The sequence below is a fragment of the Martelella lutilitoris genome (assembly GCF_005924265.1).
Lineage (GTDB): Bacteria > Pseudomonadota > Alphaproteobacteria > Rhizobiales > Rhizobiaceae > Martelella > Martelella lutilitoris.
Genome location: NZ_VCLB01000003.1, coordinates 1 through 20,919, shown reverse-complemented (window position 1 = coordinate 20,919; position 20,919 = coordinate 1). Strand labels below are relative to the sequence as shown.

Below are 20,919 nucleotides of genomic sequence, written 5' to 3'. Positions count from 1 at the left end.
ATGGCAATCGACCGCGTCTGCGAAATCCTGGAAAGGCTCATCGCCTTCCCAACCATCTCGTCAGCCTCCAATCTCGATCTCGTCGCCTGGGTCGAGGCCTTTCTTGAAGAGGCCGGTTTCAGCGTCACCCGCATTCCCTCCGCCTGCGGCAACAAGGCCGGGCTGCTGGCCCGTTTCGGCGAAGGCGAGGGCGGGGCGCTGCTGTCTGCCCACACCGATGTCGTGCCTGTGGAAGGGCAGGCCTGGAGCCGCGACCCTTTCAAGCTTCATGAGGAAAACGGCAGGCTTTACGGGCGCGGTGCGACCGATATGAAGGGCTTCATCGCCTGCGTTCTGGCGCTTGCCGAAACCTCTCGGGAACGCCAGCCGAAGCGTCCGGTGATGATTGCCCTGAGCTTTGACGAGGAAGTCGGCTGTCGGGGCATTCCGCAGATGATCGACCATGTCATTCCAACGCTTGGCCGGCCGGATTTTGCCATTGTCGGCGAACCGACACTGATGCGCCCCGCCATCGGCCACAAGGGCAAGGCAAGCTACCATGCCGTCTGCCACGGCACGCCGGGGCACAGCGCCATGGCGCCGAAGTTCCAGAACGCGCTGCACCTTGCCGCCGACCTGATCATGGCGCTGAGGGCCGAACAGGCGCGGCTCATGGCAGAGGGTGCGCGCGACAGAGAGTGCGACCCGCCCTGTTCCACGGTCCACGCCGGTATCCTGCGAGGCGGCAAGGCGCTCAACATCGTCCCCGACCGGGCCGATGTCGATTTCGAAATCCGCCATCTTGCCGCCGAAACACCAGGCGATATTCTGGGAAGTGTCCGCGCCGGCCTGCCCGACGGCATCGAGATCACCGAGACCGGCGCCTATCCGGGCCTTGATACCGATCCGCAGGACCCGGCGCTGCGCCCGGTCATGGAGGCGCTTGACGAGGCGGTCCCGCTCAAACTTGCCTTCGGCACGGAAGCCGGCTTTTTCTCGCACCTCGGCCTGCCGACCGTCGTCTGCGGACCGGGCACGATGGATGACGGTCATCAGCCCGACGAGTCCATTGCCATCGACCAGCTCGTCGCCTGCCTCGCCTTTCTCAAGCGGATCAGCGGCGCGCAGCCGTAACGGGTCCCCGGCCTATGGGCGCATCAGGACCGAGTTCAGCGGGAAATCGCTGGCGAAATTGTCTTTCAGCGGCGCGATGAACACGTTTTCGGTGCGGGTCCTGCTGATCTTCCACGCGCCATCGATCCTGACGAAGGCGTTGTTCAGCCGGCTGGAGCGCAACAACGCGCTGCCGTCGGCGTAGAGCCATGGCTGACAGTGGACCCACTGGCCTTCGGCACGGTCGCCGTCCACATGGATCTGCTCCGATGTCAGATAGTGGACATTGAGCACCAGTTTCGGTCTGCGCTCCGGGCTCCAGAATTTTTCGAAATGAGCGCGGATTTCGTCCTTTCCGGTACAGCGGCCGAACTGGCCGTCATAATATTCTCCGACGCCTTCCCAGATCGCATCTTCGGCGTAAAGGGCGAGGATGGCGTCGATGCGTTCGGCGTCGCTTGCGACGGCATATTCAGGGCAGGGCGTGTCGCACAGGAACATGTAGCGGGCCTGCAGGCGGCGGATTTCGGCTTCCGCCTCCAGCCTTTCGACGCGGGCCGCCAGCAGGGCCAGCCTGTCCGCATCCGTCGGGGTGTTCATCGTTGCTTTCCTGTCATTTCCGTTCATAAGCTGTTTGCCTTCTGCCACCGCTGCAATTATGCAGTGCGAACCTCCCGATCCGCAGCGCTCAACTGACTGAAGATAGCCAGATGGAAAACTCAGATAAGCCGACACTTCCATTCCAATCGAAGGCGGAATGGCCGTTTTACTGGATTACCCGTGTCAGCGCGCGCTACACGTTCGAAATGGACCGCCTGCTGAAGCAGCAGGGGCTCGATGTCTCGCGCTGGCGCGTCCTGTCCTCGTTGCGCGAGCATGGAAACCTCAGCGTTTCGGAGATCGCCGAATTCTGCATTCTCAAGCTCAACACGACGACCAAGATTGTCCAGCGCATGGCCGCCGAGGGTCTGGTCAAGACCCGCGTCTCCCCCAGCGATGCCCGGGTGACCGAGGTCAGCCTGACGGAAGCTGGGGCCGAGGCCGGGTTGAAGGCCGCGAAGACGGCAAGCCGCGTGTTTGAAAGAACCTTCACGGATATCAGCGAGGAAGACCTTCGCCGCGTCAATCAGGTTCTTGAAGAAATTTTCGAGCGTCTTGCCTGAGCCGCGCGGCGCTCCAGCGGGCTTGTCAAACGACAAGCCGGCCGGAATGCTTCTGGCTTTTCGTCAAAGCGCGGGAATTTCCAGCGCGCGCCCCATCCGGGCCTCGATGCGCATGTAGCGCCACAACCGGTACTCGCCGACCTCGATCGTACGGAACAGGTTGCAGGCGGCCTTGACGCTGTCGCGATCCGGGCAGTCGGCGAGGATATAGCAGGTCCACGGAAAGCCGTCCGGCGAAGTGCCGACCATGGTCTCGTCGTCATCCATCGTGCCGAGCACGGTGACGCCGGGAAGATCGGCGACGCCGCGCAGGAACGCCGAAAAACCCTTCCAGACCAGGCCGATATCGCTGAAGGGCAGGTCGAAGAAGTTTTGATGCACTGCAATGCAAAACAGCGTTCTCAGTGGCTTTTGTTCACTCATTTCAGTTCCCCATTTCTGTTGATCCGAACGGCCTTCGACCGTGGCGCGCGAAGGTCTGAGAGACTCTTTCGAAAGCCCTTTCGAGGCTGCCCGCGACGTCGCTGATGGCCGGTTCGTTTGCGAAAGGTGGCTGAAAAAACATGAAAAATAAAGTGAAAAATATCATAAATTTGAGGCGAAAGCCGGAATGCTTGCATTGGCAGAGTTGACAACCTGCAATTTTACGGTAATTTTCATCTAAATCAAAAACACGGGAACAGCATCGCAACAGCAGAAGGAATTGCCTCCCGGCGTGAGAGACGTCACTTCCAGACATTGAACGACAGGGCCGGATGACGGCACCGGAGCGGACGCAGGCGGCGCTTGCGGATGAGGATGCCTTGCGTCTTCGTAGATGCGAACAGGCGAGCCTTGTCCGGCAGTGCGCGCTGACTTCGACTACTCTTGCCGAAAGACGTCCGCAACAGACAGTCGCAGATGAAAGATCCGGAGACCTGATCCGGCTTCACCGACCACAGCATTGCTGGGGCGGGACGGTGAAGCTGTGCCCGAATGAGAGCGGATGAACCAGGTTTCGCTCTTGAAATGCGTCCGGTTTGCCGGGCGGACGAAGAAATGAATGACGATCGTGACAAACGAGAAGGGGAATGAAGGTGAAAACGCTTTTGAAATTCTGTCGTGGGGCCGTGGTCGCGGCCGTGGCGCTGGCCGGGTCTGCGGCCCTTGCCGCCGAGACGCTGACCATGTCGGTCTGGCTGCCTCCGGCGCATCCGCTGGTCAGCGACGTGCTGATGCCGATGGTCAAGGAGATCGAGACGGCCACGGATGGCGATGTCACTGTCAAGGTTCTGCCTGCGCCGCTCGGGCCGCCCGGCGCGCATTATGACCTTGCTGCAAACGGCGTTGCCGACATTGTCATGGGCGTCCAGAACTATACCGCCGGCCGGTTCCGCACCTCCGAACTCGCCGAGATGCCGTTTCTCGGCGATGATACGGTGGCCCGCTCGCTGGCCTATTGGAAGGTCTTCAACGACACGCTGAGCAAGGCGAACGAGTATGAACGGGTCAAGGTTCTGGCCGTCTTCACCCATGGCCCGGGCGAAGCCTTCTCCAAGGAGAAGCCGCTGACGGCAAGCGACGCTTTCGACGGCATGAAGATCCGCGTCGGCGGCGGCATGGCCCATGATGTTGCCGTCGCCGTCGGCGGGGTTCCGATCGAAGGCCCGGCCTCCAAGGCCTACGAACTCCTGTCGCAGGGCGTTGCCGACGGCCTGTTCTTCCCGTTCGAATCGGTCGAGTCCTTCGGGCTTCTGCCGCTGATGCACAAGGGCATGACCGTTCCCGGCGGCCTGTACAGCACTTCGATGTTCATCGTCATGAACAAGGCCAAGTGGGATCGTCTTTCGCCTGAGGATCAGGCCGCGATCGAAAACGTCACCGGTGAGCACCTGATCACGCGCGCCGGCGAGATGTGGGAACGCGTCGACGACCAGGCCCGCGAGGCGATGAAGGGCAAGATCGACGTCAGCGCGGCAACCGCCGAGCAGATGGAGTTCCTCCATTCACGGCTTGATCCGCTGATCGAGAAGAAGCTCGCCGATATTTCTGAGGCGACCGGCATTGACGCCAAGGCGGCCTTTGCCGAGATGCAGGCCGAGATCGCAGCAGCGGCCAAATAATGAACCGGGTCGTCGAAGGTCATGGAAAACCGGGCGCGCGCCAATACGCCCGCCTCTCGCTGGCGGTCGTCTGCGCGCTGCTTCTGGTCACGATCATGATGATCACCGTTGTCGACGTGATCGGCCGCTATATTCTGAATGCGCCGCTGATGGGCGCGACCGAACTGACGGAACTGTTGCTGTGCGCCGTCATCTTCCTGGGTCTGCCCGCCGTCTGTCTGGATGATGCCCATATCCGCGTCGACATCCTGCTTTCCCGCGTCCCGCCTGTATTGGAGCCGCTGCGCAAGATCGCCGTGAGCCTGCTCTCCGCGATTGTGCTCGGTTTGATCGCCTGGCGGCTGTGGGGCCATGCCGGCAATCTGGCAGGCTATGCCCAGAGCACCAACACCCTGAAGATCCCGGTTGCCCCGCTCGCCTATCTGACCTCCGTGGCCGTCGCGGTTTCCGTCGTGATCACGGTCGTCAACGGCATCACCGGTGGCGATGCCAAGACCGGAGAGGCGGGATTATGATCAGCTGGCCTGTTGGCGTCTTTATCCTTCTCGTGATGCTGCTTTCGGGGTTGCCGATCGCCTTCTCGCTGACGCTGGTCGGCTTTGTCGGAACCCTCTCGATCATCGGCTGGCAGCCGGCATTGTCGCTGCTTGGCCAGACCTTCTTCGACAATTCGCTGAGCTATTCGCTTTCGATCGTGCCGCTGTTCCTGATGATGGGCAATTTCGTTGTGCTCTCCGGCGTGGCCCAGGAAATGTACGAGGCCGCCCATGCCTGGATGCGGCATCGCCGCGGCGGGCTTGCGATCGCCACCGTTGTTGCGAGCGGCGGCTTCTCCTCCGTCTGCGGTTCCTCGCTGGCAACCGCTGCCACCATGGCGAAAATCTCCATGCCGTCGATGCGCCGCTTCGGCTATTCTGATGCGCTGTCCACGGCCTCGATCGCCGCCGGCGGCACGCTGGGGATTCTGATACCGCCGTCGATCATTCTGGTGCTTTACGGCATCATGACGCAGAGCGATATCGGCAAATTGTTCCTGGCGGGGATCGTGCCCGGCATTATCGGCATCATCGGCTACTGTCTTGCGGTGGTGCTGTCGCTGATGATCTCAGGCCAGAAGCTCCCCGTGATGGATCGTCTGCCGCTTGCAAAACGGTTTGCGGCGATGAAGGGGACGCTCGGCGCGGGCGCGCTGTTCATCTTCGTCATGGGCGGCATCTATTTCGGCGTCTTCACCCCGACCGAAAGCGCGGCGATGGGGGCCTTTGGCGCCTTTCTTCTGGTCCTGGCCAAACGGCGGTTCTCCGTCCAGGCCGTGCTGATGTCGCTGTTTGAAAGTGCCAAGACCAGCGCGATGATGTTCTTCATCCTGTTCGGGGCGCTGACCTTTACAAATTACGTCAATCTCTCGGGCATGTCGGCCGATATCCAGTCGCTGCTGACGGTCTTCGGCGATTCGAGGATCAGCATCCTGCTGGTGATCATGGCGATCTATCTGGTGCTTGGCTGCCTTCTGGAAGGCATGGCGATGATCACGCTGACCGTGCCGATGTTCTATCCGGTCGTCGCGGCCAACGGGATTGATCTGATCTGGTTCGGCATTTTCGTCGTCGTCGTCACCGAGATCAGCTACATCACGCCGCCGGTCGGGCTGAACGCCTTTGTGCTCCGGGCCGTGGTGCGCGACGTCAATCTGGCGACGATCTTCCGCGGGCTGGGGCCGTTTCTGCTAATGGATGTCATCAGGGTGCTGCTGCTCATCGCCTTTCCCGCGCTCGTTCTGCTGGTGCCTTACTCGATGTAGGGCGGGAGCAACCGGGAAGTCTGCCCAGGAAAAAACGAAAGCAACGGGTTCATTCTTGATTTATGTGAAAAATAACGGTAATATTACCGTAATAGCGAACGACAAGAAAAGGCCGAAGGCCCGGTTCGCGACAAGGGAACAGGAATAAGATGCACTCAGCTCAACCGGCCGATGCCGCGTTGTCGCGCCCTCTCTTTGTGGGTGGCGATGGCCCGGAAGTGGCGATCAAGGAATGCCTGGCGATCAAGGGAATCGTTACCCGCTGCGGGTCGCGCGCCCTCGCGGAAGGCCCCGTCGCAGATGAGAACGCCGCCGTGGTCGATGCTCTTCTCGCTAGGGGCTGCCACATCATCGGTACGGCAAACATGCACGAACTGGCCTTCGGCGTCACCGGCGTCAACGCCTTTCTCGGCACGCCCGTCAACGCGAAATGGCCGGACAGGATCCCCGGCGGCTCGTCTTCCGGTTCGGCGGCTCTGGTGGCGGCCGGGCGCTGCGATTTCGCGGTGGGCACGGATACGGGCGGCTCGGTGCGCATGCCGGCCTGCTGTTGCGGCGTTTTCGGCATGAAGCCGACCTATGGCCGCATCTCCCGCGCCGGCGCCATTCCGGCGGAAAGTTCGCTGGATTGCATCGGCCCCTTTGCCGCCACGGCCAAAATGCTGACAAAGGCCATGAGCCTGATGGACCCAAGCTTTGCCGCGCGTCCGCCCGCCACTGAATTCCGCCTCGGCAGGATTGCCGTGTCTGCCGAACCGCAAATCGTTGCTGCCTTTGAACGGGCGCTTGCCGGTGTCCGCGCTGCGGAAATCACGCTTGAGCATTTCGAAGCGGCCTACGAGGCCGGCCTTGTCATCATCAATGCCGAGGCGGCGGACGCCTTTGCCGCGCTCGCACATGAAGACAACGGCATGGATGAAACGGTGCGCGCGCGCATTCTTGCCGCCGAGGCCGGCCGGTTGGATGCCGACATCAGCCGTGCGGAAGAGATCCGCCTAATGTTCCGGAGCGAGGTCGACCACGCACTGGAAGACTGCGACGCCCTTGTTCTGCCGACCATGCCTGTCGTGCCGCCGCTTCTTGCCGATGCCGTCGACATGCGGGCGCTCATTCCGCTGACCGCGCTGGTGCGGCCCTTCAACCTGAGCGGCCACCCGGCGATCACCATTCCCATCCTCACAGAAGACGGCCTGCCTGCGGGCGTCCAGCTTGTTGGCCGGATCGGCGGGGATGAGGCACTCTGCGCCATCGCCGAGGGCCTAGCAGCCACAATCGACATCAATCCCGAAGCATTTGCCGGAGACAAACGCAATGGACACTAGAAGCCAGGCCGCCGCCGCGCCTGCGGTGACCCTCACATCGGTTCTCGACGAAATAAGGACCCGGCGCGCCGAGTTTGAAAAACTCACCTATGTGCCGCTCGACATGGTCGAGAAGCTGCAGGCTGTCGGCGCCTATCGCGCCTTCGTGCCGAAATCGCTCGGCGGCGACGAAGTCACGCCGGCCGCCTTTCTCGAACTGATCGAGACGCTCTCGACCGCCGATGCCTCGACCGGCTGGGTGGCAAGCTTCGGCGTGTCGTCGACCTATCTTGCGGCGCTTCCGCCGGAAACCTTTGCGGCGATCTATGGCAAGGATCCCGACACCGTCTTTGCCGGCGCGATCTTTCCGCCGCAGCCGGCTGAACGTGTTCCGGGCGGTTTTTCCGTCAAGGGCCGCTGGCCCTACTGTTCCGGCTGCATGGGCGCGTCCCTGATCGGCGCCGGCATCAAGGTCGACGACAAGGGGACGGGCGGCCTGCCGCGCATGGCGGTGATGAAGCGCGAGGACGTTTCGATCAAGCATAGCTGGGACACGCTCGGCCTGACGGCGACCGGCAGCCACGACATCGTCGCCGAGGACGTGATCGTGCCCGAGGAATGGACCTTCGTGCGCGGTTCGCCCGCCAAGCGCGACGAGCCGGCCTTCCGCTATCCGCCCATGGCGCTCGCCGCGCAGGTTCTGGCCGTTGTCGGCCTCGGCGCGGCGCGCGAGGCGCTCGACTGGATCCGCGCCGAGGCGCTCGAGACGCCCTCGATCACCGGCGCGCCGACGCTTGGCGCCCGCGCCTATATCCAGGCCGAATATGGCAAGGCGGAAGCGCGGCTGAAAAGCGCGCGCGCCTATTTCTACGAGGCGACCGAGAAGGCATGGGAGACCGTGGTCAGCGGCGATGCCGTCGATAAGGCGGGCGTGATCGAATTGCGCATGGCGGCAAGCCATGCCGCAAGCGAAGGGGCAGCCGTCGCGCATATGGCCTTCCGCATGGCCGGCACGCGGGCGCTGGCCCGCGGTCACGTTCTCGGCCGTTGCCTGATCGATGCCAATGCCGTTGCCCAGCACGCCTTTCTCGGCCTTGGAACATGGACATCGGCGGGCGCCGCGATGTTCGAGCAACAGACCCCGCCCGGCTATCCGTGAGCGTCGCCCCGCTCGCCAGAAGCCTTTTGTGACAGGAGACAGAAAGATGGATGTCGCAGTAACAAAGACCAAGACCGCCTATGCCGATCTTGTGCGCGACGATCGCGTTGCCACGCAGATGTACACTGACCCCGACCTCTTCGAAATCGAGATGGACGAGATTTTCGGCAAGACCTGGGTGTGGGTCGGCCATACCTCGGAAGTGCCGGAAAAGGGCAGTTTCAAGCGCTCATGGGTCGGCCGTCAGCCCGTCATCATCTCGCGCGACCGGAAGAACGAGATTCATGTCCTGATCAACCGCTGCCGCCACCGCGCCGCAACCGTGTGCGAGCACAACAAGGGCAAGACCAGTTCCTTCCAGTGCCCCTATCACGGCTGGGGTTACGCGCTCGACGGCTCGCTGCGCGGCCTGCCCTATGCCGAGGGTTATCACGAGAGCTTCGACAAGAAGGAATTCGGCCTTCCGAAGCTCAAGGTCGGCATCTATAACGGCATGATCTTCGCCTCGCTCAATGACGAGGTCGAGCCGATCGAGGACTTCCTCGGCAATGCCAAAGCGTGGATCGACCTGTTCATGAAGCAGGGCGGCGGCTTTCCGGTAAAGGTTCTGGGCGAGCACCAGTTCTCGTTTCCTGGCAACTGGAAGATCCAGCTCGAAAACACCACCGACGCCTATCACTTCCCGGTGGTACACAAGCCCTTTCTGCAGTCGCTCGATTCCGAGACGGAGGACCTGTTTTCCTTCCTCGATGGCGACGGCTTCGTGGAAGACCTCGGCAATGGCCATTCGGTGATGGTGATGATGCCGTCGCTGATCGACCTCGACGAGGACAATGGCTGGGAAATCCCCGCCCGCTTTGCCGAGCTCGCCGAGAGCCTGCGCGACCGCTACAGCGAGGAGCAGGTGCGCCGTATCGTCAAGGCGGTCGGCGGCACGGGCTTCAACCTCAATCTCTTCCCCAATGCGGCCTGCTCGCTCTCCTTCTTCCGCATCATGCGGCCGGTCTCCGTCGACGAGACCCATATCCGCCACATCGCCATCGGCATGGATGGCGGGCCGGAGGAGGCCAACCGCATGCGCCTACGCCTGCATGAGCATTTCCAGGGGCCGATGGGTTTCGGCAGCCCGGATGACGCAGAGGTCTGGGAACGCGTCCAGCGCGGAACCGCCGGCGGTCCCGAACTCGACATCATGGTCAACCGCGACAAGGGGCTGGAAAAGGACGGGCCGAACGGCCTGCCGCGCGGGACCGTGAGCTCCGAGACCGGCATGCGCGCCGCCTACAACATGTGGAAAAGGATGATGAGCCGATGAGCGATATGATGACCACCGAGACCGGGATCACGCTTGCCGAAGCGCAGCAGTTCATCTGGCTTGAGGCCGATATTCTCGACCGCGCTGACTACGACGCCTGGCTGAAGCTCTGGACCGAGGATGGCCACTACGTCATCCCGGTCGAGCATGACGCGACGAATTTCCGCGACAATCTCAACATCGTCTTCGATGACGCCAAGATGCGGAAGATGCGTGTCGAGCGGCTGCAGGGCGGCTTCGCCATTTCGGCCACGCCGGCGGCGCGCACGGTGCGCCTTTCCTCGCGCTTCGTCGTCACCGAGACGTTGCCGGGCTCGCTGAAGGTGCGCTCAGCCATGCATCTGACCGAGGACAAGTTCGGCCGCCAGCGCACTTTTCTTGCCGATGTCGAGCATCATCTCGTGCGCCGCGACGGCCAGTTGCTGATCCACGACAAGGTCGTTCGCCTGATCAATTCCGAGGGAGTGCTGACGTCGATCAGCTATCTGTTCTGATGCCGGCGCCGCTTCCGATAGAGACCCAGACGGCCGTCGTCACCGGTGCCGCCCGCGGCGTCGGCGCCGCCATTGCCCGCGCGCTGCATGCGGCCGGCTACCGGGTGATCCTCGCCGATATCGACGAGAAGGCCTGCGATGCGCTGGCCGAGGAACTGGACCTTGCCTCCGAAACGGCTCTGACGACCAAGCTCGACATCGCGCGGCCCGAGGATTTCGAGCATGTCCTGGAAAAATGCGTTGCCCGCTGGGGCAGCGTCGAGGTTCTGGTCAACAATGCCGCCGTGACCCGTGCCGAGCCGGTACTCGATATCGACACCGAAACCTTCAACGCGATCATGGCCGTCAATGCCGGCGGCACCTTTACCGGGTGCAAGGTCTTTGGCCGGCATTTCAAGGAACGCGGCTATGGCCGGATCGTCAATATGGCCTCGCTTGCGGGCCAGAACGGCGGCACGGCGACGGGCGCGCATTATGCCGCCTCCAAGGGCGCGATCCTGACGCTGACCAAGGTGTTTGCCCGCGATCTCGCCCCCTTCGGGGTCACAGTCAACGCGATCTCGCCTGGGCCGATGGATACGCCGATGGTGCGCGACATCGTGCCGGAGGCGGCACTTGCCGGGTTCCTGAAGAACATTCCCGTCGGCAAGCTTGGCGATGCGGATTTCATCGGCGAGATGGCCGCCTTCCTGGCCTCGCCGAAGGCCTTCTTCGTCAACGGCGCCTGCTGGGACGTGAATGGCGGGCTCTATGTCCGCTGACAAGGATTGAACGGAACATGACCGACCAGAAGCTTTTCCTGAAGGTCGTCGAGCGGATCGATGACCGGGGCGATATCATCCGGCTCGTTCTGGAGGATGCCGAGGGCAAACCGCTTCCATCCTTCGAGGCTGGAGCGCATCTTGCGATCGAGGTTCGCGATGGCGAGAAGGTGTTTCATCGCCAGTACTCGCTCTGTGGTTCGCCATCGGAGACCGGTTGTTACCGGCTCGGCATTCTGAAGGACGCGGCAAGCCGGGGCGGGTCGGCCGCCATTCATAGGCAGGCAAGGCCCGGTGCGGTGTTTGTTTCGGATGCGCCGGCAAATCTCTTTCCGCTGGCGGATGGTGCAAGACGCTCGATCCTCTTTGGCGGCGGCATCGGCATCACGCCGATGATCGCCATGGCGCATGCCCTGGAGGCCAGTTGTAGTGAATATGAGATCCACTACTGCACCCGCTCGAAATCTGTGACCGCCTTTGCCGATGTGATCGAGACGGCAGCCTTTGCCGGCCATGTTCATTTTCACCATGATGATGACGGCACGGCGCTGTCGCCTGAGGACTTTCCGGCCTATGAGGCGGGCACGCATCTTTATGTCTGCGGCCCGGAAGGCTTCATGGACTGGATCATCGGCCTTGCCGCAAAGGCCGGCTTTCCCGCCGACAGCATTCACCGCGAATATTTCACCGTCGATGTCGATGTTTCCGGCGAAAGCTTCGAGGTCGAGGCGCGCGCCTCCGGCGTCACCGTCACCGTCGGGCCGGACGACACCATCGCCAAGGCGCTGAAGAGCGCCGGCGTCGATGTCGAGGTCAAATGCGAAGAGGGCATTTGCGGCACCTGCATGACCGAGATCCTGGAAGGCGAGGCCGATCATCGCGACAAATTCCTGACGGACGAGGAAAAGGCGGAGAATTTCGAGATGGCGCTCTGCTGCTCGCGCGCCAAGGGCAAGAAGCTGGTCCTCGATATCTGAGTGAAGGAGACCACCATGAACGACACCGCGATGATTTTCCGCGAGGGCATGAGCCGGCTTGGGGCCGCGGTCAATCTGGTCACGACCGACGGGCCGGAAGGCCGCCACGGCATGACGGCGTCTGCCGTCTGCTCGATCACCGATCAGCCACCGACGCTTCTGGTCTGCGTCAACCGGCAGAACCGCTCGCATGACCGGTTCAACGCCAATGGCAAGCTCTGCGTCAATGTTCTGGCCGGCCGCCACGAGGCGCTGGCCACCGCCTTTGCCAGTCGGGGCAGCGAGGACCGTTTTGCCGTCGACAGCTGGATCCGGCTTGCGACCGGCGCGCCGGTGCTGGAAAGCGCCGTGGTCGCCTTTGACTGCAAGATCGTGGAGCGCAAGGTGATCGGCACCCATTCGGTCTTTTACGCCCAGGTCGAGGCAACCCGGCTGGGCGCAGAGCCGGCAGAGGCGCTTGTCTGGTTCGACCGGCGCTTCCATCCGCTGACGGCGCGCATGCCGGAGAAGGTTTAGGTCGCCTTTCGGCAGGCATCGCGTTCCCGCCGGAAAAATCGGGAGCCAACCACTTTATTGAACAAAAACAAGGGAACAATGCGAAATGAAGATCACGGTTCTGGGCGGCGGCAATGGTTCATATGCCGCGGTGGCCGATTTTGTCGAGGCGGGGCATGATGTGCGCTGGTGGCGGCGCGACCGCGCGCGCTTTGCCGAAATCACCGAGGCCGGCGGCATTACGGTCACCGACTTCAACGGCACGCGCCCGGTTGCGATTGCGCCGACCGATGATCTGGAAGCCGCGCTCGACGGCGCCGAGCTGATCGTTTCGCCGACGCCCGCCAACGCCCAGGAGGATCTGGCGGCAAGGCTTGCCCCGCACATGCGCGACGGGCAGGTGATCTATCTGCCGCCGGGCACGTTCGGCTCCTATATCATGGCGAAGATCATGCGTGATGCTGGCTGCACCGCTGATTTCTCCATCGCCGAAACCGGGACGCTGCCCTGGCTGACCCGCAAGCAGAGCGAAACCGAAGTGCGCATCACCACCCGCGCCTCGCGCCTGCCGACCGGGGTTTTCCCTGCGCGCAACACCGAGAGTGCGCTCGCCGTCATCGGCGCGGCCTTTCCCGGGGCCATCGAGAAGTCCGAGGATGCGCTGTCCGGCGCGCTGATGAATGCCGGGCCGATCATCCATCCGCCACTGATCCTGATGAATGCCGGACCGATCGAGCATTTCGATCAGTGGGACATCCACAATGAGGGTACGCAGCCGTCGATCCGCCGCGTTCATACCGCGCTCGACAATGAGCGGATCGCGATCCGCGAGGCGCTCGGCTACGGCGCGCCGCATTTTCCGCTTGCCGATCACTACGAGACCAGCGACTGGATGTATGGCAATCTCGCCCATGACAAGCTGGTGGGCTCGGGCGACTGGCATGAGCACCTCGATCTTAAGTCTCATCGCTATATGCGCGAAGATACCGGGCTCGGTCTTGCCTTTCTGGTTTCCGTCGGCGAATGGGCGGGCGTGCCGTGCCCGGTCGCGGCCGGGCTGTTATCGGTTGCCGGCGCGGTTGCCGGCGACGATTTCCGCGCCGATGGCCGAACAATTGAACGGCTCGGCCTTGCGGGCATGACCGTGGGCGATGTGCAGACCATGCTGAAGGACGGGATTTGATGACGAAGCCCATGACCCAAGCCATGACCCAAGCCATGACATTGGCCTCCATCGGGGCAGGGCGGATGGGCCGAGGCATTGCCCAGTGCGTCGCCTATCACGGCCACCATGTGCGCCTGATCGATGCCAAGACGCGCTCCGGCGAGGCCTTCGCGGAACTCGAAGAAGGCGCCATTGCCGAGATCGAGCGCGACCTGACGCTGATGGCCGAGCTTGGCGCCTTTGACAAGACCGCCGTGCCCGCCATCATGGCGCGCATCAGCGTGGTGGCGCATGAGGATGCCGGCGCAGCCCTTTGCGAGGCTTCGATCGTGTTCGAGGCCGTGCCGGAAGTGCGCGCGGCCAAGGAACAGGCCTTCGCGCTGTTTGACCGCTTCGCCGGCGAGGAAGCGATCCTCGCCTCGACCACGTCGACCATGCTGTCATCCGACCTCGTCGCGCTGACCGAGAATAAGGCCCGTTTCCTGAACGCGCACTGGCTGAACCCCGCCTTTCTCGTGCCGCTGGTCGAGCTCTCGCCTGCCGGTGAAACGGCACCGGAGACGACGCAAACGCTGAAGCGCTTTCTCGAAGACATCGGCAAGGTGCCCGTCGTCTGCAGTGCCTCGCCCGGCTATATCGTGCCGCGCATTCAGGCGCTGGCGATGAATGAGGCGGCGCGACTGGTGGAAGAGGGCGTCGCCAGCGCGGAGGATGTGGACAAGGCCGTGCTTTACGGCTTCGGCCTGCGCTTTGCCGTGCTCGGCCTCCTGGAATTCGTCGACTGGGGCGGCGGCGACATCCTCTATTACGCCAGCCGCTACCTGCAGGGCGCGCTTGAAACCGACCGTTTCGAAGCGCCGGAGATCGTTCAGCGCAACATGGAAGAAGGCCGGATCGGTATGAAAACCGGCCAGGGCTTCTACGACTATGGCGAGATGGATGTCGACGCCTACCGCAAGGACCGGCTGAAAGCCTTCATCCAGGCCGTCGACCGCGCGGGCCTGAGGCGGGATCCCGTACTGGCGAAGTCGTAAGGCTCTCCGGGCGGTACAGGAAACGCCGGTACCTGCGGGCTTCCTGCCTCGGTGTTCCAGACAAGGTCCGCGATCTTTCGTCAAAGTAATACCTGGCTGGACAAGTAGGACTCGGATGTCTCGCAGCCCATGACTGGGTGTTAATGCCTATTGAGGCCGCAGTGGTGGAGCGAGACAAAGCATTATGCTGGGAGAAGCCGACATTTCTCCGCGAAAAGGTACCCCTCCTGCCTGATTTTCCTCTGAAAAGGAGTTCATGGTCAGTGCGCCGATTGTCGGTCTTGGTCGCACAACAGTGAGTCCCATGCATCAACCCGTGAGAAAAAAAGCGGGTAAATCTTTACTACATGTAGGATTGTTTTGCTTGTAGGCTGAGTATAATACCGTATAGGTTGCATCCTGCAACCGCATGACCAGCAAGCTCAGCCCAGGAGGAAGGGTGACAATGAAGAACAATGGACTCCCGCTCTTTTATAGCACGCCGCAGGTTCTGCGTTTCGAGGATCACAAGGATCTTGTTCTCGAACGCAAACAGGACTTCTCCTTTGCGGCGAAGACCAATGCGGTACCGCTGTCGCCGGTCGAATTCGTTCCGGCTTCGCGTCATTATCCGATCGTGTTCGTCAAAGGTGATTCTTTGCCGACGGCAGTTGCGGTCACCGGACTGAAGGAGGGACAGAACCTTTTCGTGGACTCGGACGGCAAATGGCGTGAGGGGACCTATATCCCCGCCTATGTGCGCCGCTACCCGTTTATTCTGATCCAGTCGGAGGACAAGAGCCAAACGGTTCTCGGCTTTGACGGGAGTTGCGACCGCATCAAGTCGGCCAGCGAAGCCGAGGACGGTGCGGCCCTTTTTGCCGAAGACGGCAAGGCCGGCGAGGCGACGGCCCCGATGATGGAATTCTGCAACAGCTTTCATCAATCCAGCCTGCGCGGCAATGACTTCGCGAAGGCGCTGGCGGAACAGAACCTTCTGGTCGACAAACAGGTCAACATGTCCTTCGCCGACAAAAGCCATTACCGCCTCGATGGGCTGCTAGTGGTCGATGAAGAGCGGTTCCGCGACTTGCCGCAGGATGTGCTGATCGATTGGCACAAGAGAGGTTTCAACGACGCAGTCGTGCTTCATCTGGCTTCGACACAGAACTGGCAGACGCTTCTCGACCTCAATGAAAAGGCCGCGCCTGCCAAGGCGGCCTGACCGAATGGAGCGGGGGTCGACCCTCATCATCATCGAATATGAATGAACCGGGAAATCAAGGGGAAATATATGAAAACGATCACAGGTTTTGTCGCCCTCGCGGGTGCCTTATTGATCACCACCGCTGCCTCAGCCCAGCAATCAGAGCCGGTCGCGGCCTCCGATACGACCGTTTCCTACGGTGACTGGTCGCAGCACTGCATGCTTGTGCAGATTCAGAAGGCCGATGAGAAAGAGCCCGGCCCGCCACAGCGCGTTTGCGAGGCAACGCAGACGCTGAACGTACAGCAGCAGGATGGTGGGCAGGTTCAGCGCATCCTGACGGTTGCCGTGGGGTCGCTGCCAGGCGTCGATGCACCGCGTCTTGTGGTGCAGACGCCCTCAAACGTCGATCTGCGCGCCGGCGTGAGTTTCACCGTTGGCGGCGAACCGGCCGGGCAACCTGTGAAAGGTGGCGCTGTCGGCTCTACCGACGCAGGCAAGGAACTGAAGATGACCTATGTGACCTGTGGTCAGGTCTGCGCTGCGGATATGGAGCTTTCTGCCGCTCAACTGAAGGAGTTGAAGGAGACAAAGAGCGCCTCGGTTACCTTCAAGATCATGAACGGTCAGCAAATCGCACTGCCCCTTTCGATGAAGGGGTTTTCCGCAGCCGTGTCGGCCGCTCCGCCGGTCAACTGAGTCATCACACTTGAGCCGGGTAGGTTGGTGCACTTCTCTGATAGTTCCAGGTGACATTATCTGGCTGCTCGGAGATCAAAGCGGCAAGCAATGACAAGACCAAGGCCGGCGGTTTGCTCTCCTTGCCGGAATGCCGCGTGAACCTGGTTGCAACGGAATCGAGAAAATGCCCGGTCGCCTCGGACGTCATCCTCGGGCCTGTCCCGACGATCTAACCACCGTTCCGCGCGAACGGCGTTGGGGTTCCGCAAAATATTGTATTAAATACATTTTTCCGTCCGGCATGCTTGTCGCGGTGATGCGTGATTAGTTGCTCGGGACAGGACCGAACATGACCAAAGAGGGTGACGTACGGTTCGCCAACAAACTGATGCCGGGCGCAAGGCCCGGCATTTTGCTGTCTGGTTATCCCTGAGACCGGGCGTGATCAGAAGCGCAGGTTGAGGCGTCCGACCACGTTCTGGCTCTGATAGTCGGACGCGAACAGGCCGATATAGTTGACCTCGACGTCCAGGCTTTCGTTGAGCGAGGTCTGCAGCCCGACATTGAAGATCGCTTGATCCTTGGCGATCGGCGCGCCTGTGATCTCGAACGCCGTGCCGCCGGCAAAGGCCAGCGAGCCGACGCCTTCGAGATCGCCGTAGCCGCGCCGCCACCCAGCCGATGCCACGACCTGCCCGGTGAAGCTTTCGCTCTCCAGCGCGTAGCTGGTGCGAACGCCCAGCGTGGTAAAGCCGGTGTTCATATCCGAGCCGGCGCGGGTGAGCGCCGCCATGCCGCCCGTCTCGGTGAAACCGTCGGTCTGCTGGTTGACATAGGCAGCATCGGCGAAGGGACCCGCGGCGAAGTTCGAGGCGAGTTCGAACATGTAGTCGACATCGCCGTAGACCTGATAGGTGCCGGCGCCGTAGTCGGCGCTTTCCTGTTCGCTCAGGCCGGGAATGACGATCCGGCGATCGGCCGAGACCCGATGCCAGGTATAAGCCGTGCCGAAATTGATGCCCCAGTTGTCGAAGTCCCCGCCGCCGTAAAGGCCGAAGGTCCAGTCGTTGCTGGTCGCCGAGGTGCCGCGGGCGCTGATATCATAGCTGCTGCTGCCGTAACCTGCGACCGCACCGAAGCGCATCGTGTCGAAGACCGGGATGTCCGCGCCGATGAAGACGCCGCCGACATTGTTCTTCATTTCCGCCGTATCGCCTGTGGCCTTGTAGTCGCTCCAGGAACCATAGGCCGTCATCCAGGCGCCGGTGCCGGGCGCGTCTTCAGCCAGCGTCTGGCCCGTGCCGTCGACCTCCGCATAGTTGCTCGCCATGGACGGGGCGGGTTTCTGCGGATCGCGGTAGGTCTGGCGAAGCCGGGTATTGGTGGCATCGCGCACATAGCGGCTGTCATCGACCATGGCTGAGGCGATCGAGGAGTAGCCCTCGCCGGAAAGCTGGTCGAGCGACGGACCGAGTTGATCTTTGGGCAGGCCCTTGATGATCTTCACCAGAGGATCATTGGGACCAAGGGAATTGATGCCGCCCGCCGTATTGCACTGGTTGGCGGTCAGCCCGGGAATGCACAGCGTGGTCCCGTTATTGGTCAGATCCTTCAAAGTCAGGAAGACAGTGTTGGCGGTATAGCCGATATCCGCGCCGACAAAGGCGGAGGTTGAAGCAACATCGGAATTGAAGCCTGCTGTGCCGTCCCCGTCAGCATCTGTCCGGGTCACGCTGTCGTCCGAGGAGACGATTGTGACTGTCGTGCCGTCAACGACCGAGCCGCCTTCGGCAGCGACGGTGACCTGGCCGCCCGAAACGGTGACAGCGCCGCTGGCATCGAGCAGGTCGGCCTTGGTTTCCACGCCGTCGGCGGTATTTTTCGAGACGACATTGGCGTAAAGACCGGACCCCGGCGCGAAGCTCAGCGTATTCATCGACAGCGTGTCGATGCTGTCAGTCGTGCCGGCCGTGATGCGGCCGCCCTTAATGGCCGCGACGCGATCAAGCAGGCCGTTGCCGCTCAGCAACCCGTTGCCAGTGACGGTCGTCTCCCCGCCGAGCTTGCCGGAGACCGAGAGGCCGCCATTGGAGACCGTGGTCGTGCCGGAGAAAGCCGAGCTGTCGGCGGTCAGCGTGGTCGTGCCCGTGCCCATCTGGTTGAACCGACCGGCGCCGGAGAGTTCTCCGTTAAACACCCAATTGGCGGAGCGCATGACATCGACAATGGCATTCGTGTTGATGGCGATGTCGCCGACAAGCGAGCCGGTTGCTCCGCCATTGCCCAGTTGCAGCGTGCCGTCTTCAACGGTCGTCTTGCCGGTATAGGTGTTGTCATCGGTCATCACCAGCGTGCCGCTGCCGGTTTTCGTCAGGCTGCCGGTCTGGCCGGTCGCGTTGACGAAACGGCCGGTTGCGGTCAGTGTGTCGGCGCCTGCGGCAATGTCGATCGTGCCGCCATTGCCGGTGAGCTGGAATGTGCGTGCCGTGGAAAAGCTCGATGCGGTCGAGAGCCGGCCGCCGTCGAGCAGCACGCCGCCGGTCGCCGCGCCGAGATTCTGGTCCTTGCCGATGGAGACCGTGCCCTCGCGGATGGCCGTGCCGCCGGAATAGGTGTTGTTGCCGGCAAGCGCGAGGGTTCCCGCGCCCGTCTTTTCCAGAACGCCGCCGCCATTGCCCGGTTCATCGGAAATGACGCCGGTGGCCGTCAGCGTATCGCTGCCGTTTTCGACGTCGATCGTGCCGCCATGCTTGTCGACGGTCATCGACCGGCCGGTGGAAAAGCCGGTCGTCGCCTTCAACGTACCGCCTGCAAAGGCAATGCCTGCCGAGGACGCGCCGAGATTGGCGTCTTTCGAAACCGTCAGCACGCCGCCCGTCAGGCGGGTTCCGCCCGAATAGAGGTTGTCGCCGGCAAGAACGAGTTCACCCGCGCCGGTCTTGTTGATGCCGGCGGTGCCGTCGAGAACAGAATTGATCGTTGCCGTCGTCGCGGCGCCGGGGCCGACCGCGATTTCCGCCAGATTGTCGGCATTGGCGGAAACGAGCGTCAGCGTGTCGCCGGAAATCGCGTAGCCGGGTTTGGCGAATTGAAGACCGCCGGCTTCAACCGGGTTTGCGCCGTTTTGGGTCTGGATGTTGACCACGCCGGCATTGCCGGTGAAGATCGCGATGTCGCCCTGTTTCCAGTCGCCGTGTGCCGTCGGCGGGTCGGCATCGCCCCAGTTTGTGTTGATCGCGTCAAATGTGTTCCAATTGCCGTTCCCGCCGGAGATGGGAGCGGTGCCGCTTGTGGTCAGGCCGTCCCAATAGACAAATTGCGGGCCGGAAGGGCCGCTGCCCGCCAGGTTCAGATAGACATGGCCGACCGGCGTATAGGTCACGTAACTGCCGGTCGGGATATTGCTGCCCAGCACAAACTGGTTGGCCGGGTTCGGGGCCGAAGGCGCGGTCGCTGAATTGATCAGGGCATAAGGACCGCCGGGCGCGCCAACGGAATCGACGTTGATAGTGGTCGCGCCTACTCCGCCGAGCGTCAGTGTATTCGAGGTGAAGATCGGCGTGGTCGAGGGGGTGTTGAGGCCGACCTGGAGCGTGGTTCCCGTCTGGAAGGCGAGATCGCCTGCAATGGCGAGAACGCCGTTCTGGTCGCCGAAAAGCGTCGCGCCCGTATTGATGGCGACATCGCCGCCGACGCTGCCGGCGCCGCCGAAATGGGCGGATGAAGCGACCGTGGCGCCGCCGGTCAGGCCGCCGGCCTGGCCGCCATTGCCGAGGCGCAGCGTCCCTTCCGACACCGTTGTCAGCCCGGTATAGGATTTGGTGCCGGTGAAGACGAGTGTGCCGGCACCGGTTTTCTCCAGAGTGCTGACCACGGCGCCTGGGCCTGAAGCGCTGTAATTGTTGCCGTTGCCGATATCGACAGCGATCGTCGCGGTCTGTCCGCCATTGGTGACGGCAATCTGGCCGCTTCCGGCGGAATAGGGCGAGAGCGAGAGCGCGTTGCCGGCCCCGCCTTCGATACTGTAGTTATCCACGGCAAATTCCAGCCTGTCGAATCCCATTGTGCTGCCGACTGTCACCTGGCCGCCGTTTTGACCGGCGAAGATACCGACGGAGCCTGCCCAGGCAGCATTGCCCTCACCGTTGATGGTCGACCATTTGTTGGAGGCGGTTGTCCAGGAGCCGCTTCCG

Annotated in this window: 19 protein-coding genes; 16 read left to right on the top strand and 3 right to left on the bottom strand. The window is 62.3% G+C overall.

Features of this window, described 5'->3' with window-relative positions; genetic code table 11:
- A complete protein-coding gene (gene argE / locus FF124_RS05170; protein ID WP_138747437.1) occupies positions 1 to 1,113 on the top strand; it encodes an acetylornithine deacetylase in 1,113 nt (370 codons plus the stop codon).
- A 12-nt stretch (positions 1,114 to 1,125) separates the two neighbouring features.
- Here the strand turns inward: argE and FF124_RS05165 are convergent, their stop codons facing one another.
- Positions 1,126 to 1,692, bottom strand: a complete 567-nt coding sequence (locus FF124_RS05165; protein WP_138747436.1) for a nuclear transport factor 2 family protein — start codon at positions 1,690 to 1,692, stop codon at positions 1,126 to 1,128.
- A gap of 110 nt (positions 1,693 to 1,802) precedes the next feature.
- On the opposite strand from FF124_RS05165, the gene FF124_RS05160 reads away from it, so the two are divergent.
- On the top strand, positions 1,803 to 2,255 hold the full coding sequence (locus tag FF124_RS05160) for a MarR family winged helix-turn-helix transcriptional regulator (RefSeq protein ID WP_138747435.1): 453 nt from the start codon (positions 1,803 to 1,805) through the stop codon (positions 2,253 to 2,255).
- Between the two features lie 63 nt (positions 2,256 to 2,318).
- On the opposite strand, the gene FF124_RS05155 is transcribed toward FF124_RS05160, so the two are convergent.
- Positions 2,319 to 2,678, bottom strand: a complete 360-nt coding sequence (locus FF124_RS05155; protein WP_138747434.1) for a hypothetical protein — start codon at positions 2,676 to 2,678, stop codon at positions 2,319 to 2,321.
- A 647-nt stretch (positions 2,679 to 3,325) separates the two neighbouring features.
- Here FF124_RS05155 and FF124_RS05150 point away from each other — a divergent pair.
- From FF124_RS05150 to FF124_RS05085, 14 genes are all read left to right on the top strand, one after another.
- Entirely contained in the window at positions 3,326 to 4,357 is a 1,032-nt protein-coding gene (locus FF124_RS05150) for a TRAP transporter substrate-binding protein (protein WP_138747433.1), read from the top strand.
- Complete coding sequence (locus tag FF124_RS05145) at positions 4,357 to 4,872, top strand: TRAP transporter small permease (protein WP_138747432.1); 516 nt, start codon at positions 4,357 to 4,359, stop codon at positions 4,870 to 4,872. Before FF124_RS05150 ends, FF124_RS05145 begins: the two co-directional genes overlap by 1 nt.
- The gene (locus FF124_RS05140) at positions 4,869 to 6,158 is read left to right on the top strand and encodes a TRAP transporter large permease (protein WP_138747431.1); all 1,290 of its coding nucleotides are present in this window, start codon (positions 4,869 to 4,871) and stop codon (positions 6,156 to 6,158) included. The genes FF124_RS05145 and FF124_RS05140 overlap by 4 nt, the downstream gene beginning before the upstream one ends.
- A 149-nt stretch (positions 6,159 to 6,307) precedes the next feature.
- Complete coding sequence (locus tag FF124_RS05135) at positions 6,308 to 7,480, top strand: amidase (protein ID WP_138747430.1); 1,173 nt, start codon at positions 6,308 to 6,310, stop codon at positions 7,478 to 7,480.
- Entirely contained in the window at positions 7,470 to 8,618 is a 1,149-nt protein-coding gene (locus tag FF124_RS05130) for an acyl-CoA dehydrogenase family protein (RefSeq protein ID WP_138747429.1), read from the top strand. The genes FF124_RS05135 and FF124_RS05130 overlap by 11 nt, the downstream gene beginning before the upstream one ends.
- Positions 8,619 to 8,664: 46 nt before the next feature.
- Complete coding sequence (locus tag FF124_RS05125) at positions 8,665 to 9,933, top strand: aromatic ring-hydroxylating oxygenase subunit alpha (protein WP_138747428.1); 1,269 nt, start codon at positions 8,665 to 8,667, stop codon at positions 9,931 to 9,933.
- Positions 9,930 to 10,427 (top strand): aromatic-ring-hydroxylating dioxygenase subunit beta, encoded by a 498-nt coding sequence (locus tag FF124_RS05120; RefSeq protein ID WP_138747427.1) that lies wholly within the window; start codon positions 9,930 to 9,932, stop codon positions 10,425 to 10,427. The genes FF124_RS05125 and FF124_RS05120 overlap by 4 nt, the downstream gene beginning before the upstream one ends.
- A complete protein-coding gene (locus FF124_RS05115; RefSeq protein ID WP_138747426.1) occupies positions 10,427 to 11,188 on the top strand; it encodes an SDR family NAD(P)-dependent oxidoreductase in 762 nt (253 codons plus the stop codon). Before FF124_RS05120 ends, FF124_RS05115 begins: the two co-directional genes overlap by 1 nt.
- Positions 11,189 to 11,205: 17 nt before the next feature.
- Positions 11,206 to 12,165, top strand: a complete 960-nt coding sequence (locus FF124_RS05110) for a PDR/VanB family oxidoreductase (protein WP_138747425.1) — start codon at positions 11,206 to 11,208, stop codon at positions 12,163 to 12,165.
- Between the two features lie 15 nt (positions 12,166 to 12,180).
- Positions 12,181 to 12,681: a flavin reductase gene (locus tag FF124_RS05105; protein WP_187326821.1), complete on the top strand. Its 501-nt coding sequence runs from the start codon at positions 12,181 to 12,183 to the stop codon at positions 12,679 to 12,681.
- Between the two features lie 85 nt (positions 12,682 to 12,766).
- Positions 12,767 to 13,843, top strand: a complete 1,077-nt coding sequence (locus FF124_RS05100) for an NAD/NADP-dependent octopine/nopaline dehydrogenase family protein (RefSeq protein ID WP_138747424.1) — start codon at positions 12,767 to 12,769, stop codon at positions 13,841 to 13,843.
- A 23-nt stretch (positions 13,844 to 13,866) separates the two neighbouring features.
- Complete coding sequence (locus tag FF124_RS05095) at positions 13,867 to 14,859, top strand: 3-hydroxybutyryl-CoA dehydrogenase (RefSeq protein WP_138747814.1); 993 nt, start codon at positions 13,867 to 13,869, stop codon at positions 14,857 to 14,859.
- A gap of 445 nt (positions 14,860 to 15,304) precedes the next feature.
- Positions 15,305 to 16,063, top strand: coding sequence for a SapC family protein (locus tag FF124_RS05090; protein WP_138747423.1), 759 nt, complete (start codon positions 15,305 to 15,307; stop codon positions 16,061 to 16,063).
- A 69-nt stretch (positions 16,064 to 16,132) separates the two neighbouring features.
- Positions 16,133 to 16,744: an invasion associated locus B family protein gene (locus FF124_RS05085; RefSeq protein WP_187326820.1), complete on the top strand. Its 612-nt coding sequence runs from the start codon at positions 16,133 to 16,135 to the stop codon at positions 16,742 to 16,744.
- Positions 16,745 to 17,171: 427 nt separating this feature from the next.
- Here FF124_RS05085 and FF124_RS05080 read toward each other — a convergent pair.
- Positions 17,172 to 20,919 (bottom strand): autotransporter domain-containing protein (locus FF124_RS05080; RefSeq protein WP_138747421.1); only part of this gene is annotated, 3,748 nt, incomplete at its 5' end.

What these genes read in the sequence shown, in the direction of transcription:
- argE (WP_138747437.1), top strand. Translation starts at nt 1, where the DNA reads ATGGCAATCGACCGCGTCTGCGAAATCCTGGAAAGGCTCATCGCCTTC.
- FF124_RS05165 (WP_138747436.1), bottom strand. Translation starts at nt 1,692, where the DNA reads ATGAACACCCCGACGGATGCGGACAGGCTGGCCCTGCTGGCGGCCCGC.
- FF124_RS05160 (WP_138747435.1), top strand. Translation starts at nt 1,803, where the DNA reads ATGGAAAACTCAGATAAGCCGACACTTCCATTCCAATCGAAGGCGGAA.
- FF124_RS05155 (WP_138747434.1), bottom strand. Translation starts at nt 2,678, where the DNA reads ATGAGTGAACAAAAGCCACTGAGAACGCTGTTTTGCATTGCAGTGCAT.
- FF124_RS05150 (WP_138747433.1), top strand. Translation starts at nt 3,326, where the DNA reads ATGAAGGTGAAAACGCTTTTGAAATTCTGTCGTGGGGCCGTGGTCGCG.
- FF124_RS05145 (WP_138747432.1), top strand. Translation starts at nt 4,357, where the DNA reads ATGAACCGGGTCGTCGAAGGTCATGGAAAACCGGGCGCGCGCCAATAC.
- FF124_RS05140 (WP_138747431.1), top strand. Translation starts at nt 4,869, where the DNA reads ATGATCAGCTGGCCTGTTGGCGTCTTTATCCTTCTCGTGATGCTGCTT.
- FF124_RS05135 (WP_138747430.1), top strand. Translation starts at nt 6,308, where the DNA reads ATGCACTCAGCTCAACCGGCCGATGCCGCGTTGTCGCGCCCTCTCTTT.
- FF124_RS05130 (WP_138747429.1), top strand. Translation starts at nt 7,470, where the DNA reads ATGGACACTAGAAGCCAGGCCGCCGCCGCGCCTGCGGTGACCCTCACA.
- FF124_RS05125 (WP_138747428.1), top strand. Translation starts at nt 8,665, where the DNA reads ATGGATGTCGCAGTAACAAAGACCAAGACCGCCTATGCCGATCTTGTG.
- FF124_RS05120 (WP_138747427.1), top strand. Translation starts at nt 9,930, where the DNA reads ATGAGCGATATGATGACCACCGAGACCGGGATCACGCTTGCCGAAGCG.
- FF124_RS05115 (WP_138747426.1), top strand. Translation starts at nt 10,427, where the DNA reads ATGCCGGCGCCGCTTCCGATAGAGACCCAGACGGCCGTCGTCACCGGT.
- FF124_RS05110 (WP_138747425.1), top strand. Translation starts at nt 11,206, where the DNA reads ATGACCGACCAGAAGCTTTTCCTGAAGGTCGTCGAGCGGATCGATGAC.
- FF124_RS05105 (WP_187326821.1), top strand. Translation starts at nt 12,181, where the DNA reads ATGAACGACACCGCGATGATTTTCCGCGAGGGCATGAGCCGGCTTGGG.
- FF124_RS05100 (WP_138747424.1), top strand. Translation starts at nt 12,767, where the DNA reads ATGAAGATCACGGTTCTGGGCGGCGGCAATGGTTCATATGCCGCGGTG.
- FF124_RS05095 (WP_138747814.1), top strand. Translation starts at nt 13,867, where the DNA reads ATGACCCAAGCCATGACATTGGCCTCCATCGGGGCAGGGCGGATGGGC.
- FF124_RS05090 (WP_138747423.1), top strand. Translation starts at nt 15,305, where the DNA reads ATGAAGAACAATGGACTCCCGCTCTTTTATAGCACGCCGCAGGTTCTG.
- FF124_RS05085 (WP_187326820.1), top strand. Translation starts at nt 16,133, where the DNA reads ATGAAAACGATCACAGGTTTTGTCGCCCTCGCGGGTGCCTTATTGATC.